We start from the raw sequence: 17,875 nt of genomic DNA, 5'->3' as shown, positions 1-17,875 counted from the left end.
AATATCGCTCTGGATCGGCAGGCGTATTCTCGGTACGGGGACTCAGGCGATTGGATGGGCCTGCACGCTGCCGGTCAGTCGACTGTCCGGTTTTGGTACTGCTGGTGTCCTTGGATGCCATTACAGCCGATCGTTCGTGTAGCAACCACTTAATCCTGAATATGCCTTATGTACAAAACAGCCATAGATATGGATTCAACCCTACATAAGGTTCCGTAGAAATGCTATTTGCTTCCTCTGCCGTCGGTGAGATAGCCCTGCCGTATCCCTTCCCGACGTGTTGAAGCCAGTTTCTCTTCGAGATACGGCGCGAGTACCCCCATCTCACGGAGGCGGTCGTCAGCCCAGTCATCTCGCAACTGTGCGAGCATCCCATCGATTTCCTCTTGACCGTACATGTGCCGCTCGTCACCGCCCTGAATCGCCACGTGATCGTCCACGAACCGCTTGACTGCCTCCCATGCGTCGAGGTCCGCCACCCGCACTGCAATCGTGTCGAGGTCTGCACGCCGGGCGGTCTCGAATCGCCGATGGCCCGCTACTACCTCGTAGGCACGATTGTGGTCGCACTGCTTGTCGTCCGCCACCCGGCGCACGGTTGGATACGTGAGTAGATGTCCGCGCTCGCGCGTGAGCTTCACGAACTTCTCGTGGTCGGCGTCGTCCATCGACCGTTCGGTGTACGGTGACGGGGCGATGTCCGTAACGCGGACCTCCTCGATAGGGTCCGTTGGTGGGAGGCGTTCGACTGTCTCCGGGTTGGAGACTGTGAGCGCACCGACCTGCTCACCGTCGTCGCGTTCGGCATCGTACACGAGAACTCCATGTTCGTTGTAGTGCCAGCGCCCGCACCATCCCTCGTAGATGTGCTCGTCCGTGTGAACGCGGACGCGCACACCGCGGAACGTATCGTCAACATCGTCGTAGAACGGATTGCCCATACTATCGACTCTCCTGTTGCTGTCGGCTGTATTCCGTATCTCTGCGCATATAATGTCCTATATTGCTATCCATATATGGATCCCTATAACTGTTTGGCAGCGTCTCCGACCGCCTCGCGCCACGATTCAACGAGGTCAGGGTCAGCCTCTTGAAACCCAAGGCGTGTGGCAAGTTGGACGACTTCACTGCGGTCAATCGCCTCGGGGTCGGGGTCGCGTCCGAGCGCCTCTTGCAGTTCCACACCGACCGCGCGCAATCGGTCGGGATCGGATTCGAGTGCATCGAGCAACCCCGCGAGTTCGCCGTCCCAGAACGATACCGTTCGCTGGCTCCCCGCTTCCTGCCGTTCCGCGAGTGCTGCGATGAGTGTCTGTTTGAACGCATCGGCGTCCTCGGTGTTCGCGTTCGCTGCGTCTTCTTGAAGGCGATTCCCGGTTTCGGTCTGTTCGCGGAGTGATTCGAGGTCAACGTCGCCGCTGTCTTCGCTCATAGTTGACCCGCCTCCGGTTCGGTCTCGGCCTTTGCCAGCGCGGGTGCGCGGTCGATGAGTGTACGCGCGTTTTCCCGATAGGCCGCGAGCGCGCGCTGTGCGGTCTGCGACGGTTGTTCTAGCTGGAAAATCGTCTGACCCTCTTGCTGGGCGTTCGTAATGTCCTGCGAACTCGGTATCTGTTCCGGTGCCAGCACCCCGCCGTAGTCGTCATTCAACTGCTCGAATAGTTCGCGATCAATCGTCTGGCGCTCGTCGTATTCGTTGATGAGCACCAGCGCGAGAGTGATGTCGATCTCTTGGCCGGCACGTATCTCGTCAAGATCAGCTTCCAACTGAGCCATCTGTTCCTGCTCGAACGGCCCCGCGCGGACAGGTGTGATGACGTGCCGGGCGGCCCACAATCCGTTGTACGCGATGTTCGACGTACTTCCCGGAAGGTCGAGTAAGAGCACGTCGTAGCGCTCGTCAAGGTACTCCGTCAGAAAGTGATCCAGCCGAGCGTAGCGCTCACTCGGATCGTCGATACTCCCAAGCAGGCTTTCGAGACCATCGAGACCTTCGTGGGCCGGAATCAGGTCGGGACCCTCCCCAGTCGGCATAATGAGTTGGTCCACCGCATCCGGCAATTGCTCGGCTATCGTGTCCCACTCGTCTTGGAAGACGGTCGTGATGTTTGGCCAGTCATCGCTCTCTTTGGCCTGCTGCCAGAGGCCGAAGTGTTTGGTGAGATCACCCTGCTTGCCAGCGAGGTCGAGCAAGCATACCCGATACCCCTCATCAGCGAGCGCAACCCCGACGTGGGCGACGGTGGTGGTCTTTCCGACTCCCCCTTTATCGAGGAACGCTGCCGCGCGCATAGTGGAATCCATACGATGATCCATATATGGAAAGTCATATGCATAAATCTATGGGATGAACACCGTTTCTCAGCAGTCTACACATGAAATTCGGTGTGACCGAACCCTCGAAACAAGTGCTAATAATCACTCGGATGGAAGCGTCACCTGCTCAAACGCGTCGCCACCGCACTGATGACATCGTCCACCGCTCGCCGCGCCATCCGGGATAAGCTCACCGTCGTCAGTGGGCGATCCCGGGTACAACTCGCCACACTGGACGCAGCGCATGAGCAGGCTCGTTTCACCCGTTGGCATATCCTTCTGTTCGCTCTTACCCGAACTCAACTTTCTGGTTGGGCAGAACAGTGATGCATCCGCTGGGCTGTGGAAGCAACGGAAGCGGTGGTGTGGACGACTATCAGTGGCTCTCTTTGTCGTATCAAGCAGTTCGCTGGACATCTATTGTCGTAGAGACCCAAGTTGTCACTATGGGAGACGAGATAACGGACACGGACACAGCGGTTGAGATAGCGAGGGACTATACTGACGACGAATGTATCGGTGAGCTTGGCGAGATATTGGACGCAAGACGGGAAAACAATGACTGGATTGTTGAATTCCGCACCCACACGTTTTCGGACACGTACAAACATCGCGTGCAGATGTCACCCCTCGGCAACGTGTTCTCGCATGACCGCACACCCTAGGCCAACTGGCCCTTACAAGACTACCGACAGAGAGAAACCACCGGTGGACACGGGGTTCCATTCGGAACGCAATGTGTCCGGCTACGCATCGGGTAGCAGGAGCCAGGAGGGAGCCGACCCCTCCCAAGCGAGGATCGATGCCTCCCACACGAGGGCGACGATAGTCGGCTCTCTGTCCGAACAGATACGCGCCTCGGTCGGCGGAGCAGTGGCCGCGGCCGACTTGCCCTGCAATCGAGATGAAAGTACAATCTCAATTGCTTCCCCACCGCTGGGACGCTATTCCGACTCATCACGCGGGGTGATCTGATCGACCTCCTCCGAGTACACGTGGATCAAGCGGCCGCTCTCTTCGTCGAGCAGCCACCCATCCGACTGCTCTTCGAGGAGCGTCCACGGAGCGTGTCGCCGTCGGTCAGCTGCACTCTCACCGACGCTGGAAGCTCAGGAATATCCATATCCCGAGTCAGGCCTACCAGCAAGTAAGTCCATCACCTCAGTTCAAGGACTGAAACAGGGATTCTCTGTCGGCGGATGATCTCTCATCCAGCCGAATCATGCAGCGACGTAGAGTCATATCTGCTATCGTTGTCCGCTGGTCAGTCGTCAGTTGGGGTAATGTAAACCCGCTCGTCGACGTAGTAGATATAGCCCCGACTCTGCAACACGTCGAGCGCGTATTCGGCGTCGGCTTCCGCAAACCGCTCGTCNCTATCGTTGTCCGCTGGTCAGTCGTCAGTTGGGGTAATGTAAACCCGCTCGTCGACGTAGTAGATATAGCCCCGACTCTGCAACACGTCGAGCGCGTATTCGGCGTCGGCTTCCGCAAACCGCTCGTCTGCGACCAGCACAGCGGTCGCCTCGTCGTTCAACAGCCCCTCGTCGTCATCACCGACCGTCTCCTGGAGCACCGCAAGAGCGTCTTCGGCGAACGGCGGAATTCGCCGCGGCCCGGTCATACGGGACGTATCAACTCCTTCCGTACGACACTCGCGCTGGCCAGCAGGCGGCGACACTGTCTCATTCGTATTCGCCGAGTCCAGTATCCTCGGACGGGTCCTNCCTGAGAGTTCATCAGAACTCGTCTCCTCGCTCTCGACGCTTTCATCGCTCCCGACACTCTCACCAGTCTCACCGGGAGAGTGAGCATCTTCGTCGGCCTGTTCGGTATCACCAGTAACCGAGTCGCCACTCGCAGTGTCAGACGCTGCTTCGCTTGTGGTGGCAGCCGCCGAAGCATCGGTGGCATCGAGACTTTCCAGCGCTTCGATAGCCGCCTCACGATACGGGCTGAGCCGCTCACCGTACTCGTCGCGTGCCATCTGCGCGTAATCGTTGATTTCCTCGTCGAACGATTGGAGGCGTTCGATGGTCTGATCAGCGGTCTCGACCACCCAGCGGTCGCGGGTCGGTTCATCAACTTGGGTGATCGACTCCGGCCGCACGGCGACGTTCGTGTCGCCGTCGTCGGTTTCGTAGCTTCGGGGTTTTCCGACGACCGCCACATAGGTGGGCGTCTCGATCTGCCGCAGCGCGCTCGCCGCTTCCGGTTGATACTGGCCCGCGTAGACGTAGAANCACATAGGTGGGCGTCTCGATCTGCCGCAGCGCGCTCGCCGCTTCCGGTTGATACTGGCCCGCGTAGACGTAGAACGTCCCCGTTGGATCGACCACGCGCCCCTGCCAGTATTCCGAATCCGACCCGACATCGTTTGTCTCAGTCAGCGTGCCCGCGAAAAACAGCCGATTGACACGATCACCCGTTGGGAGCAGCGTGTAGTTCGGCGCGAGTTCATCCTCGGACTCTTTGAACGTGTACGATGCGTCGTTGAACTCCCGGGCGAACAGTCGCTTGGCGACCTCCCGTCCCGTCGACTCGCTCGCGTCTGAGTTTGTGCTCATCTACAGCGACCTCGCTGTGATCAGCACTTCCTCGGAATCCGTTCGTGCGCCAAGCTGTTCGAACTCGTCAGCCAGCACGTACCGACCGAGTTCAGGCCCGCTGATCCGGTAATACTGCCCGAGAACGTCGTCACTGATATCATCGGCGACGACTGTCGTATCCAGCGCATCCATCGCACGCTCTTTCGCCTCTGCAAGTGTGATCCCTGTCAGTTCCTCGGTCATCTCTTCGTTGAAAATCACCTCGTGGACCACGTTACCGTTGTCGAGGACACCCTTGATCCGTAGGTCGAACTCGCCTTCGACTTCGCCGTGCTCGGAACAGCGGCCGTTCTGGAGCACGCGCGTGCAGTCCTCGTGGGGGCAGCGTTTGATTAGCCCACTCCCGCTCTGGATGTCTACGAGAGCACCCTCGACCTCCGTGGTGTTGTCGCCGACCTCGATCTCTTCGTCGAGCTCTTCGATGGTGGTGGTCCGGTTGAGTTTTACCGAGAACTGTCCCTGATACTCGTCGGTGACGACGTTCCCGAGCTGGTATACCGACCCTTCTTCGAGTGTGGGCAGGTCGGATTTCGCCCACGAGGTGAACTTGATCCGACCGGTTTCATCACCCACGAGGCCGACCTGCGCGATGGAATCGCTCCGTGGCTCCCAGAGTTCGACGACCTTCGCAGTGATGTCGATCCATTCTTCGGCTGTGTTGATACTGCTGATCTCGCGCTGTTCGTTTGCGCCACCCACTGATTCCGGATCGGCATCGGCTTCATCGTAGTAGCTGCTGGTGACGCTGCGGCGCGCTTCATCGATGGGCACTTGATACTCGTTGACGAGCGTGTCGAGGCGCTCTTCGACCTCCTCGACAGTGATGTCCATCTGGTCGACGAACTGCTCGTGAATGTCTTCGGCGTGTGATTGCACATCTGGCATGGTCTTTTCCTGCCTCCGCGTGTGTTCGATGGGAGACACTGGCTGTTCGCCATTCTCAAGCAAAAAAGCCCGGAAAGGGATGTGAAAGTGGAACTAAATCGCTGGTTGAGGTGGCGAGTAGGAACTTGCACCGTGACTCTGAACTGAGGATGTCACGAATCATGTTGGAGTGATTCAGCACTGGCGGTCCAGAAACCACCGAAAGCGACTCCACCAAGAATGACGATACGCTCAATCACCAACCATGACCGATGCGGACGACGCTCTCGACCTCGGTAGTGGCTGGGGCGCGTGCGAGAACTGCGGCGAGGACAAGCCCGACATACTGCGCGTCGGCACTCTCTCTGACAGGCGGATTCTCTGCAAAGAGTGCAGGTGTGAGGATCGCCGACAATAACCACTCGATTGACGCGACCAAACCACCGGCAGACGGCGGGCAGTGATTCATCTCCCTAAAACAGTGTCAGACAGCCGGCCTAAGCCTCGGCAGCGACGTACTGGTCTTCCCACTCACGGCGCGCATCGATCTCACGACGGCCACGCTGGGTGAGATTGTAGTAGTTGGTCCGCTTATCGCGCTCGCCCTTCTCGACGAGTCCTTTCTCAACCAGTTCGTCGAGATTCGGGTAGAGTCGGCCGTGGTGGATCTCGCTTTCGTAGTAGCCTTCGAGTTCATCCTTGATTGCGAGCCCTTTCGGCTCGTCCTGTCCTGCAATCGCGTACAGTATGTCGCGCTGGAATCCGGTCAGGTCGTACATGTCCTGACATTGGTTATTCCTACAGGAAAACATACCGGTCTTCGAACCGACTATTCCTCGGGAATAGAGCACATATCCATCGATTCTACTGGTGATGCTCTTCTTCGCCTCGTTCTTCGATAACAAGATTTACTTTATGCGAGATGAGATAACAGACACCATGATAGATCGATTGGAGAAAGAGGTCGATATGCTGGAACGGCATCTGCAGGTGCTGAGGATGGTGATCGAGAACGAACCGATCGGCATCGTGAAAATGTCGAACGAAACTGGGTACCCCCATCACAAAATCCGTTACTCATTGCGTGTGCTTGAAGAGGAGAACCTGATCGAGCCGTCCAGCCAAGGGGCGACCACGACCGACCAGACGAGTGAATTTGTTGACGAACTCGACGGACGGATCGACGCGGTGAGCACCAAACTCGCTGAGATGAAACTCGACACGACAGGCGAGGTGAGCCAGTAGCCCGGGTCAGCAGGGCAATCAGATATACGCGATATTGGCACAGAGAACGTCTTCTCACGCAGTGTCCAGCAGCGTCCCGAAACGATCGTCTGCGCGGGATGGCCAACGCAACCGTCTTACTCGACGCTGTAGCGATAGTACTCGACACCGCTACTGTCAGCGCGGCGTTCGATGTTGGCATCTTCGACTAGCGGCTCGGCCAACAGTTCGAGGTAGACTCGCCCGATTGCCTGTGCGAGACCCTGCTCGGGACTGCTTATAGGGATCTGTCCTCCGCTGCTTGAGACCATGACGACTTCGGTCTCGTCGGCGATTTCTTCTAGCGTGTACGCCTGCGGTGCGTTGTCTTCGAGGAAATCACGCATGATCGCTATCTGTGACTTGCTTGGTCCTAACTGCTCCCAGTCCGTCTCATCAAGCGGCATGTGTCACTGGTCACAAGAGAGACACATAATATTCCCGTTCTCACCTCGGCGGGCTAGGGCCACACCCGACGACATGTTGGTTCGTGGATGCGGGTCACTCTGACCGTCAACAGGTTGTGTACTGGCTATTGTCATATATTCTATCGATATGTGATACAGCAATCGGAGACGCACTCTCGCGCTGCGACTGTTCGAATTATCGACGTCCATGGCAGGAACCCCTCAATGAAGCATACGGGTTATTGCAGCCTGGGCCGGCTCCTCATTTTCATATAGCTAAATGGGTGCAATCAAGAACCAGAAGCAGAGGAAATGATGGGCGGTAGTTACAGGTAGGCTATTCTAGTCTATACATAATCTCCCATTGTATTAATATTTTTATATTATATAGTTCAACTACACGCCCCTATGCTGGTGTAGGATTGATATTGGACGCACTTCGTGTATTCATATGGACTCGTGTCCGATCTGTGATGCGCCTGTTTCGACTGAGCGTCCTCGGTATCAGGTCGTGCTTGAGGTTGAGGATACAACACGCTCGACACAATTCATGGAAGACGAAACCAACGTCAGACGATTCTCTACCGAGAAACAGTTGTGTCATGACTGTTGGGACGATTTGCGCGTAAAACTTTCTTGAGAATTGCGTTCGCCATTTCAAATCACGTGACTACTATCGATCAGAGCGAGAAGCGGCCCATACATTAGATTTTATTCTGTGTATTGAGCTCTCAAAGCACGAACTTACACGTCAATTTCCGAGCGTCGGTACGAAGAGAGGATGGAGGGCAACGAATCTGTGAATTCATTGCTTCTTGGATCGTATACTATCGATGTTTGTTTGTATGAGATTGGTAGAACGGCCATTCGAAACCGACCAATCACTATGACAACTAATTTGTGTTAGCACAATAAAAACTGTCTCAGATATATGGACCAATGGGTTCTTCCTGCGTACACTTTCGCCGCAGGTGTCGGCAGTGCTGTTGGGATAGCACTACTGACATATCATGATCGTCAGGAATCGGCGTTCATGTTTGGTGTTTTCGCGTTATCTCTTGCAGTGTGGGCTGCTTCGAATGGTGGACGCATGCTCGCACAAAACTTCGGATCGATGCTCTTGTTCACTCAGCTATCCTATATTGGCGTTTTGATGGCTCCGCTTGCATGGTTTGTCTTTACTCTTCGATACACAGGGCATCGTGAATGGCTTACTCGTCGGCGACTCGCGCTGCTTTCCGTGATTCCGCTTCTCAGCGTTCCGTTTATTTTCAGCGCCCAGTATCACTCTATCTACTATTCATCGATCTCGCTTAGTCCGGGTGTAATTGGCCCGTCACTCATGACGACGCCCGGAATAGGATACGTCATTACTGTCGGCTATTTATACTGTCTTCTGACGACTGGTATCGCACTACTCATTGCAGCTGCATTCGCCGCCGAGCGGCTGTACCGTCGGCAATCGATCACGATCGTTGTCTGCGTGTTGGTGCCCATGATTACCACGACGCTCTATCTGCTGGGGATCGGTCCGATCCCGAATGGTGCTGCCACACCGATCACGTTTGCAGTAGTTAGCATTCCACTCGGTATCGTCGTTCACCATACCGAGATTGAGGGGATCGCCCCGATTGCACACGAGCGTATCTTTCAGACGCTCGACGAGCCAGTCTTCGTTTGCGATCCAAGCGATAGGATCATCGAACTCAATCAGGCTGCATGTGAACTGTTGAGGGAAAACAAAACAGCGGTGGAAAACCAGCATCTCATCGACGTACTTCCGGCAGATTTGATCGACAATGGCGACCTCCACCCGGATCTCACCTCCGCGTTTGGTCGTGAAGTGCGACACGACGGAAGTTGCCAGCAGTATGTCGGCCATCGATACGATGTCGATCCTCGACTCATGAGAGGGTCACAAGGTACAGTGCTCATGCTCACCGACATCACACACCAGAAGCAACAACAAGAGAAGCTTGCGAGGCGGAATACGGAACTGACGGAGAAAACCAGCCAGCTCGAACTGAAAAACGAGCAGCTTGAGCGGCTCGCGGACGTGATCGCACACGATTTCCAGACGCCTCTTTCAACGGCAGAAAGCCTACTCAATCTGATCGAAGCTGATTCTGATTATGAGGATAATCCAGAGCTCCGCCAGTCGCTGTCGGATTTAGATGCGGTTCATGAGCGATTGTGGGAGTTTTCCGAAGCGATTCCTAAGCTCGCTCGCGAAAGCACGGATGTCGAGTCGACGTCGACTCACGATCTGGAACAACTCGCCCGCTCAGCATGGGAAATGGTTGAGACCGATGGGGTGTCTTTCTCAGTAACCGGCACTTGTTCACTGGACACCGACGCGCGGCGGCTCAAATTCGTCTTCGAGAATCTCTTTCAAAACGCGATCGAACACGGTTCTGGGCAGTTGGTTCGCGATCAGAGGGATCCTCCTCCAACTGAATCCACCCCCGATACTGATCAAGTCGACCCAAAGGGACGAGACAAGCCCGGAGCGGAGGAGGATTCTCGCCCTATCGCTAACGGTGGACAACGAGAAACAATCGTCTCAACTGTCACTGTCGGGAGCATTAATACGGATGATTCTGCTGGAAATACGACGCGGGGCTTTTTTATCGAAGACGATGGCCAAGGAATTCCAAACGAACGCCGTGATGATGTTCTTGAATTCGGTGTGAGTACTAGCTCGGGTTCGGGATATGGACTCGGGATCGTCCGCGCGATCGTCGAAGCACATGGCTGGTCCCTCTCGCTCACAGAGTCGGCAAGCGGTGGTGCACGATTCGAGATTCTGACGGATGAAGGATGATCGGACCATCCTCGTAGAGCGAAACGGCCGATAGTTGGATGGAATATTCTACAGACAACGTCTGTACGACGACTTCAGTGGATATTATCAGGACATCATATATACCCAATCTATCTCAATGCCCCTGCATGCTGGTATTGGTTTGATATGGTGTACGTTTCATGGATTGTTCTAATGAGTCGCGGTGTCAGCAATCGGCTGTCGAAGAGAGTGGAGAGTAATCGAAGCAGTAACGGTAAGCTATTGACAGATTATTATAGCGCCAATAGGACTCAGACTTTCTGTGATATTGATGTGAGGGACTGCCTGTAATGAAGGTCCAGCGTCTCGCGGTTGTTTTGATTGTAGGAGTAGTAGTTGTTAGCACTGGAGCAGGCGTACTGCTGTATTTGGATGGCAGTGATATCGGATCGAACAGCCAATCCAATTCGAATTCGACGGGCGATGACGTTGCTGTTCTCAATCAGTCATCTGATGGTAAAGTGTATCTCGACGTTGCATCCGATCCCCAGCGGGATCGGGCAGATCTCGGCCATGCTCTCGACGGACTGTATGACGAGAAATCGATCAACGTGAGCAATATTAACGTCGAGGCCAACACGATCGCGATTGCGACGGATGGTCGATCAAACGCCACGTACATCGCCAACTGGATCGAGCAGCATCTCGACCACCCACAGGCAAATGCTGATTCTGACTCCTCGACTGACTCTGAGACTGCGTCTCCGCAAGCTCAGTGTGGCGTGGAGCCGACATACTACCAGATTGACTTCGTCGCTGGTGAGCCGATCGAAGAATTACAGGGTCCCAAGGGAACGTATACGCCAGACGAGCTCATCCGCTTCGCACATAGTAACTCGGAGAAAAGCGACATTCGGCGTTCGTCGAACGGTGAGTTCACGACGAATGAGAGCCTCCGCAACGCTGTCGACAGCAAGTCGATCCACGTCGAGGACGGAACCGCAAAGGTATCGTTCTCGATCAGCGAGGACAGTGCTCCAGTCAAGCTCACACTGGCGAGTTACACGAAACCGCAGCGAATCTGGACGCGCGCGACCGAGCACCAACAGGAGTTCGTCGACGCGGACACGCAGACGTTCGAACCCGGTGGATCGTACACGCTGAGTGTCGATCTCCCGGACTCGAAGGTCGTCCCGTGTGAGACCGACACTGCACCGGACCAGCCTGACTCATCCACTGAGACGGATATCCCAGAATCACCCGGCACACCCCAGTCATCCACCCCGGCTGGAACGTCCGAGACAGCGACCTCTGACACCACTCCTGAAACGACCGAAGCCGCTCCCGGAACGCCCGAAACAGCAACCTCTGACACCACTACGGCAGAGACCACTTCTGGGACGATTACGGCAGAGACGACGAATCCAGGAACGACCGACGCACCACCAACGACAACGACGACACCGCCGACTGAGACAACATCAGCAGATCTCGGTGTGAGGAAGACGGTCGATGACGCGAACGCGACCGTCGGCGAGAACGTGACGTTCACCATCGACGTGACAAACAACGGGCCGGATGCAGCGAGCAACGTCTCCGTCGACGAGATGCTCGGCAGTGGTCTCGAATACCAGAGCGGCGAGGTTTCACAGGGTATCTATGATCCTGTGACCGGCGTGTACAACGTTGACACGCTCGCAAACGGCGAGACAGCCACCCTGGAGATCACTGCAACGATCAAGAACAGCGACAATACGACTAACGCGGTCAAGGTAACGAGTGACCAGCCTGACCCGAACCCGCCGAACAACAACGATTCGGCGCACCCGACACCATCGGTTGGGGATCTCTCGCTGACGAAAAACGTCAACGAATCCGCACCGAACGTCGGTGACAATGTCAAGTACACGCTCATTCTCTCGAACGACGGCCCGAACGCGACCTTGAACGTGAGCGTTACAGACACGCTCCCGGATGGCCTCAGCTACGTAAACTCGGACGCAAGTCAGGGCGAGTACAACAATGGAACGGGCCTCTGGACTGTTGATAGCCTCTCCGACAGCGGGGAAGCCACGCTTACCATCGTCGCAACGGTCGAGAGCTCGGACGACGTAACGAACATCGCGGAGGTCAACTCCAGCGATACGTTCGATCCTGACTCGACGCCGAACAACGACGATCCTGATGAGGATGACCGAGGGAGCACCACGATCGATGGCCAGTCGTCGGATCTTTCGGTCACGAAAACGGTCAATGATAGCAACGTCACCGTCGGTGATACTGTCGAATTCACCGTCGAGGTGACGAACAACGGACCCGATGCGGCAACGAACGTCTCGGTCAACGAGTCGCTTGGTAACGGATTCGAGTTCCAGAACGCGTCGGTAACGCAGGGCGGCTACGATGCAAATACCGGCGTCTACGCTGTTGGGACACTCGATAGCAACGAGACGGCGACTCTGGCGCTTACTGCACGGATCAATAGCACGGACAACACCACGAACGCGGTCGAGGTGACGGGCGATCAGCCCGATCCGACCGACCCGAACAATAACGACTCGGCGAACCCGACGCCGGCTGTTGCGGATCTCTCGCTGACGAAGAACGTCAACAAATCCACACCGGACGTCGGTGCTAACGTCGAGTACACGCTCACGCTTTCGAACGACGGGCCAAACGCTACCTCGAATGTGACCGTCACGGACGCACTGCCGGACGGTATGAGCTTCGTGAGTTCGGATGCGAGCCAGGGCGAGTACAACAATGGAACGGGCCTCTGGACCGTCAATAGTATCGCCAATGACAGCGAGGCCACGCTCTCCGTTGTCGCGACGGTTGAGAGTACGGACGACGTAACGAACGTCGCGGAGGTCAACTCCAGCGATACGTTCGATCCCGACTCCACACCCAGTAACGACAACCCCGACGAAGACGACCGGGGGAGCACCACGATCAACGGCCAGTCGGCCGATCTCACAGTGTCGAAAACCGTCAACGAGACCAATGTCACCGTTGGGGATACTGTTGACTTCACCGTCGAGGTGACCAACAACGGTCCCGACGCGGCCACGAACGTTGCGGTCGATGAGAAGCACGGGACTGGTCTTGAATTCCAGAGCGCAACGGTTTCGCAGGGTAGCTACGACAACGAGACCAACACCTACGACGTTGGAACGCTCGGCAGTGGTGAAACAGCCACACTCACGCTGACTGCAACGATTGAAAGCGCCGACGACACGGCGAACGCGGCTGAAGTCACAAGTGACACACCGGACCCGAACCCACCGAACAACGATTCGGTGGACCCCTCGCCGTCGGTTGCGGATCTCTCGTTGACGAAAAGCGTGAACGAAACCTCGCCGAACGTCGGCGATACCGTCGAATACACACTCACGCTCGCGAACGACGGCCCGAACGCGACCTCGAACGTGACCGTTACGGACTCACTTCCGGACGGCCTTTCTGGCATCAGTACGACCGCAAGCCAAGGCAGCTACGATACCGACAGTGGTCTCTGGACTGTGGGTGAGCTTGCGAGCGGCGAACGATCCACGCTCACCATCACGGCAACAATCCAGAGCACGACCGATGTGACGAACATCGCGGAGGTCAACTCCAGCGACACGTTCGATCCGAACTCCACACCGAACAACAACGAGTCCGGTGAGAACGATCAAGACAATTCGACGGTCAACGGCCAGTCGGCCGACCTCGCGGTGTCGAAATCGGTCGACGATAGTGACGCAACGGTCGGCGACAACGTGACGTTCTCCGTCGACGTGACGAACACTGGCCCGGACACAGCCAGAAACGTTGTCGTCGACGACACGCTCCCGGCCGGGCTCACCTTCCAAGATGCTTCGGCGACGCAGGGTGAGTACGACCAGTCGAGCGGTACCTACAACGTCGGTGATTTAGAGAACGGTGAGACGGCAACGCTCACGCTGACGGCGACGATCGACAGTACCGACGCGTCTACTCTAGAGAACGTCGCTACGGGGACGAGCGATACGTTCGATCCCGACGAGTCCAACAACGAGGATTCGGCGACCCCCTCGCCCCAAGTAGCTAACCTGAGCCTCAGCAAGTCTGTCAACGAATCCGCGCCAGCACTCGGGAACAACGTCGAGTACACAGTGACGCTCTCGAACGATGGACCAAACAATGCCACTAACGTAAACGTCACAGAAACGCTTCCCGACGGACTGGAGTTCGTGAGTTCGGACGCGAGCCAAGGTAGTTACGACTCGGCAAGCGGTCTCTGGACAGTTAGTGAAGTGGCCGGCGACGATGAAGCCACGCTCAGTATCGTCGCGACGGTCAACACCACCGACAACGTGGTCAACACGGCAGAGGTCAACTCCAGCGATCAGTTCGACCCTAACTCCACACCCGACAACAACGAACCAAGCGAAGACGATCAAGACAACGCGACCGTCAATGGCCAGTCGGCCGATCTTGCGGTGAACAAGACCGTTGAAGACGTGAACGCGACCGTCGGTGATGACGTGACATTCACGATCGACGTAACGAACAACGGTCCCGACACTGCAACGAACGTGAGTGCCTACGAGACGCTCGATAGCGGCCTCAGCTTCGTGGACGCTTCAGCGACTCAGGGCGAATACAACGCGGACACGGGCGTCTACAGCGTGGGTTCGCTTGCAAACGGCGACACCGCCACACTGACGCTCACAGCAACGATCGAGAGCCCGAACAACACCACGAACGCAGTCGAAGTCACGAGTGAGACGCCTGACCCGAACGAGCCGAACAACAACGACACCGTGGATCCTTCGCCAACAGTCTCGGACCTGAGTATCAACAAAACGGTTGACGACTCCAACGCGACCGTTGGTGACGACGTCACGTTTACGGTCGACGTGACCAACGAAGGACCGGACACCGCGACGAATGTCTCTGTCAACGAAGCCCTCGGTGAGGGTCTGAGCTTCGTCGAAGCCGACACCACGAAAGGTGAGTACGATGCAGCTGCTGGTGTCTACAACGTCGGCACGCTTGAAAACGATGAGACCGCAACCCTGACGCTGACGGCAACGATCGAGAGTGCAGACAACACGACGAACGCGGTGAACGTAACCGGTGATCCGTTCGACCCGAACGATCCCAATAACAACGAGACCGTGGACCCCTCGCCCCAGGTGGCTGATCTGAACCTCACCAAGTCCGTTAACGAGTCTGCACCAGCGCTCGGGAGTAACGTTGAGTACACGCTCACGCTCTCGAACGACGGACCAAACACGGCGACGGGCGTGGAAGTCACGGATGCGCTCCCTGATGGTCTCAGTCTCGTGAGTGCAGATCCGAACACGGGAAGTTACGATTCCGGTGTCTGGACGGTGAACGAACTTGCAACCGGTGAGCAGACGACGCTCACACTCACCACAACCGTCGAAAATACGGAAGACGTCATGAATACGGCAGAGGTAACCGCCAGCGATCAGTTCGATCCCGACTCCACTCCGGGTAACAACGTCTCGAACGAAGACGATCAGGCCAACACGACGGTCAGCGGGCAGGCGGCTGACCTTGCGGTGACGAAAACAGTCGACGACAGTGAGCCAACGGTCGGCGACGACGTGACGTTCACCGTCGACGTGACTAACAACGGGCCGACCACCGCGACGAACGTCTCGGTCGACGAGTCGCTTGGTGATGGCCTCTCGTTCCAGAGCGCAACGGTTTCACAGGGCAGCTACGACGAAGGAACCAACGTCTACGACGTTGGAACGCTCGACAGTGGTGAAACAGCCACACTCACGCTGACTGCAACGATCGACAACGCTACGGACACGACCAACGCGGTCGAGGTGACCGGCGATCAGCCCGACCCGAACGACCCGAACAACAACGATTCAGTCACTCCGACGCCGACAGCTGCGGACCTTTCGCTCAACAAGACGGTCAATGAAAGCGCACCCCAGACTGGAGCGGGTATCGCCTACACGCTCGAACTCACGAACGACGGCCCGAACGCCACCTCGAACGTGGCGGTCGGCGACACGCTTCCGAATGGCGTTACGTTCGTGGGGGCGGATGCGAGTCAGGGCAGCTACGACGATGGAACTGGCGTCTGGTCGGTTGGAGACGTTGAAGAGGGTGGAACAAAGACGCTCACGATCAACGCCACGGTCGACAGCGCAGGAAGCCAGACCAATACTGCGCAGGTCACGTCGAGTAGCACGTTTGATCCCGACTCGACTCCGGGGAATGACGATGGCAAAGAGGACGATCAAGACAGCGTGACGACTCAGTCGACTACTCCACAGTGTAGTGTGCAGATGAGTAATGCCTCGGCACCGGACAGCGTCGCCCAGGGTCAACAGGCGAAGATCACGGCCGACATCACCAACACTGGACTGGCAAATGACTGTGGAGCAACCGCGACGCTCAATGCTTCCGGGAACAGTACCCGCGCAGTCGATATCGTGTTCTTGGTCGATACCTCAGCAAGCACAGAGCCGTATATCGACCAGATTGCGAACCAGCTCAATGGCTTTGCCGATGATCTCAGCGCTCAGAACATCGATGCCCGCTACGCGGTCGTCAGCTACGGCGGGTATGGGTACGTGAACACCGATCAGAAGTACACGAGTAATAGCCAAGACGCGATTAACGCACTCAACGGCCTCAGATCCAGTGGCAGCCAGGAACGCAACTACGCGGCGATCCAGCAGGCTCTCAACTTGGACTCGCGTGCGAACGCCAACACGTTCCTCATCGATGTGACCGACGAGGATACAGACCGCCATAGTGGCGATCCCACCAAGACAGAGATAACGAACCAGATCGATGACGCAGGAGCGTCCTTCATCGCTGTCTCGCCCGGGAAAAGCGGAGTCGATCAACCCGACCTCGGCATGGAGACTCTGTCCGAAGAAGTTCGAAATGGACACTGGGTCAACCTATTCACTGATTCGGGTGACCTCAACAACTTCGTTAGTGGATTCCAGGACATCGTGGTCAACCAAGTCGAAGAAGGAATTAACCGTGACACGAGCGTCACACTCGACGCAGGAGAGTCCAGAACCCTCTCGTTCACGGTCGATACGAGTCCGTTCCAAGCAGGGTCAGAGCTCGACTACACGGTGACTGTTGGGAGCGAAACGCAAACAGGAACGATCACTATCACACCCGGGAGTACCTCGACGTCAATCAATGCAGCGTCAGTCGATGACTCATCGTCAACATCGAACACTGCGAGGCAAGACACAACAAACGAGACGACGGTACCGCCCGAGATGACTGAGTCGTCGAGTGAAAACACGTCGAAGACAACGACTGCGACGGAAACCCCGACCACAGAAACGAGTACGAAGACTGCGACCACCGAAACCGAGACTGAGACCGAGACAGCGGCTGACGATCCCACTGAAACAGTGGACACAACAACCGAAACGCCAACGGTGACGAAGACCGAAACAGCCGCAGAAGCCGCTGAAACGCCGACTGAAGCGTCAGCTGAATCAACGATGCCGATGGTAAACACGACGGTCGAAGCCTCGTCGAATATGACAGACGAGACATCACCCACGGCCAACGAGACGCCTAGCGGAACTGAAAACACGACGGCTGCTTCATAAGCAGCCGGCCTGGAACCCTCATTCGCC

Annotated in this window: 12 protein-coding genes and 1 pseudogene; 5 read left to right on the top strand and 8 right to left on the bottom strand. The window is 56.6% G+C overall.

Annotated elements, in window-relative coordinates; translation table 11 throughout:
* Positions 1 to 224: 224 nt before the first annotated feature.
* From C451_RS04785 to C451_RS22535, 4 genes are all read right to left on the bottom strand, one after another.
* Positions 225 to 941: a ParB/RepB/Spo0J family partition protein gene (locus tag C451_RS04785; protein ID WP_007738307.1), complete on the bottom strand. Its 717-nt coding sequence runs from the start codon at positions 939 to 941 to the stop codon at positions 225 to 227.
* A gap of 83 nt (positions 942 to 1,024) precedes the next feature.
* On the bottom strand, positions 1,025 to 1,432 hold the full coding sequence (locus C451_RS04780) for a hypothetical protein (RefSeq protein WP_007738305.1): 408 nt from the start codon (positions 1,430 to 1,432) through the stop codon (positions 1,025 to 1,027).
* Positions 1,429 to 2,304 (bottom strand): ParA family protein, encoded by an 876-nt coding sequence (locus C451_RS04775; protein ID WP_007738303.1) that lies wholly within the window; start codon positions 2,302 to 2,304, stop codon positions 1,429 to 1,431. The genes C451_RS04780 and C451_RS04775 overlap by 4 nt, the downstream gene beginning before the upstream one ends.
* Positions 2,305 to 2,418: 114 nt before the next feature.
* Complete coding sequence (locus C451_RS22535) at positions 2,419 to 2,589, bottom strand: hypothetical protein (RefSeq protein WP_161605840.1); 171 nt, start codon at positions 2,587 to 2,589, stop codon at positions 2,419 to 2,421.
* A gap of 173 nt (positions 2,590 to 2,762) precedes the next feature.
* Between C451_RS22535 and C451_RS04770 the strand changes: the two genes are divergently transcribed.
* On the top strand, positions 2,763 to 2,981 hold the full coding sequence (locus tag C451_RS04770) for a hypothetical protein (protein ID WP_007738301.1): 219 nt from the start codon (positions 2,763 to 2,765) through the stop codon (positions 2,979 to 2,981).
* Positions 2,982 to 4,553: 1,572 nt separating this feature from the next.
* On the opposite strand, the pseudogene C451_RS24565 reads toward C451_RS04770, so the two are convergent.
* Both C451_RS24565 and C451_RS04755 read right to left on the bottom strand, forming a co-directional pair.
* Positions 4,554 to 4,883: pseudogene (locus tag C451_RS24565) on the bottom strand (RPA family protein); the annotation flags it as partial.
* Positions 4,884 to 5,810: a hypothetical protein gene (locus tag C451_RS04755; RefSeq protein WP_007738297.1), complete on the bottom strand. Its 927-nt coding sequence runs from the start codon at positions 5,808 to 5,810 to the stop codon at positions 4,884 to 4,886.
* 244 nt (positions 5,811 to 6,054) lie between these two features.
* On the opposite strand from C451_RS04755, the gene C451_RS22530 reads away from it, so the two are divergent.
* On the top strand, positions 6,055 to 6,207 hold the full coding sequence (locus tag C451_RS22530; RefSeq protein WP_161605839.1) for a hypothetical protein: 153 nt from the start codon (positions 6,055 to 6,057) through the stop codon (positions 6,205 to 6,207).
* Between the two features lie 79 nt (positions 6,208 to 6,286).
* On the opposite strand, the gene C451_RS04750 is transcribed toward C451_RS22530, so the two are convergent.
* Positions 6,287 to 6,568, bottom strand: a complete 282-nt coding sequence (locus C451_RS04750; protein WP_007738294.1) for a helix-turn-helix transcriptional regulator — start codon at positions 6,566 to 6,568, stop codon at positions 6,287 to 6,289.
* A gap of 160 nt (positions 6,569 to 6,728) precedes the next feature.
* Between C451_RS04750 and C451_RS04745 the strand changes: the two genes are divergently transcribed.
* Positions 6,729 to 7,034, top strand: a complete 306-nt coding sequence (locus C451_RS04745; protein ID WP_007738292.1) for a hypothetical protein — start codon at positions 6,729 to 6,731, stop codon at positions 7,032 to 7,034.
* 116 nt (positions 7,035 to 7,150) lie between these two features.
* On the opposite strand, the gene C451_RS04740 is transcribed toward C451_RS04745, so the two are convergent.
* The gene (locus C451_RS04740) at positions 7,151 to 7,459 is read right to left on the bottom strand and encodes a hypothetical protein (protein ID WP_241431188.1); all 309 of its coding nucleotides are present in this window, start codon (positions 7,457 to 7,459) and stop codon (positions 7,151 to 7,153) included.
* A gap of 931 nt (positions 7,460 to 8,390) precedes the next feature.
* Here C451_RS04740 and C451_RS04735 point away from each other — a divergent pair.
* Together C451_RS04735 and C451_RS04730 are read left to right on the top strand one after the other, a co-directional pair.
* A complete protein-coding gene (locus C451_RS04735; RefSeq protein ID WP_080503494.1) occupies positions 8,391 to 10,283 on the top strand; it encodes a histidine kinase N-terminal 7TM domain-containing protein in 1,893 nt (630 codons plus the stop codon).
* Positions 10,284 to 10,765: 482 nt separating this feature from the next.
* Positions 10,766 to 17,848: a CARDB domain-containing protein gene (locus C451_RS04730; protein ID WP_007738281.1), complete on the top strand. Its 7,083-nt coding sequence runs from the start codon at positions 10,766 to 10,768 to the stop codon at positions 17,846 to 17,848.
* The last annotated feature ends 27 nt before the right edge of the window (positions 17,849 to 17,875 follow it).

It is taken from the genome of Halococcus thailandensis JCM 13552 (assembly GCF_000336715.1).
GTDB classification, from domain to species: domain Archaea; phylum Halobacteriota; class Halobacteria; order Halobacteriales; family Halococcaceae; genus Halococcus; species Halococcus thailandensis.
Note: the sequence above shows the minus strand (reverse complement) of the source record. Positions and strands in the feature narration are given on the sequence as shown.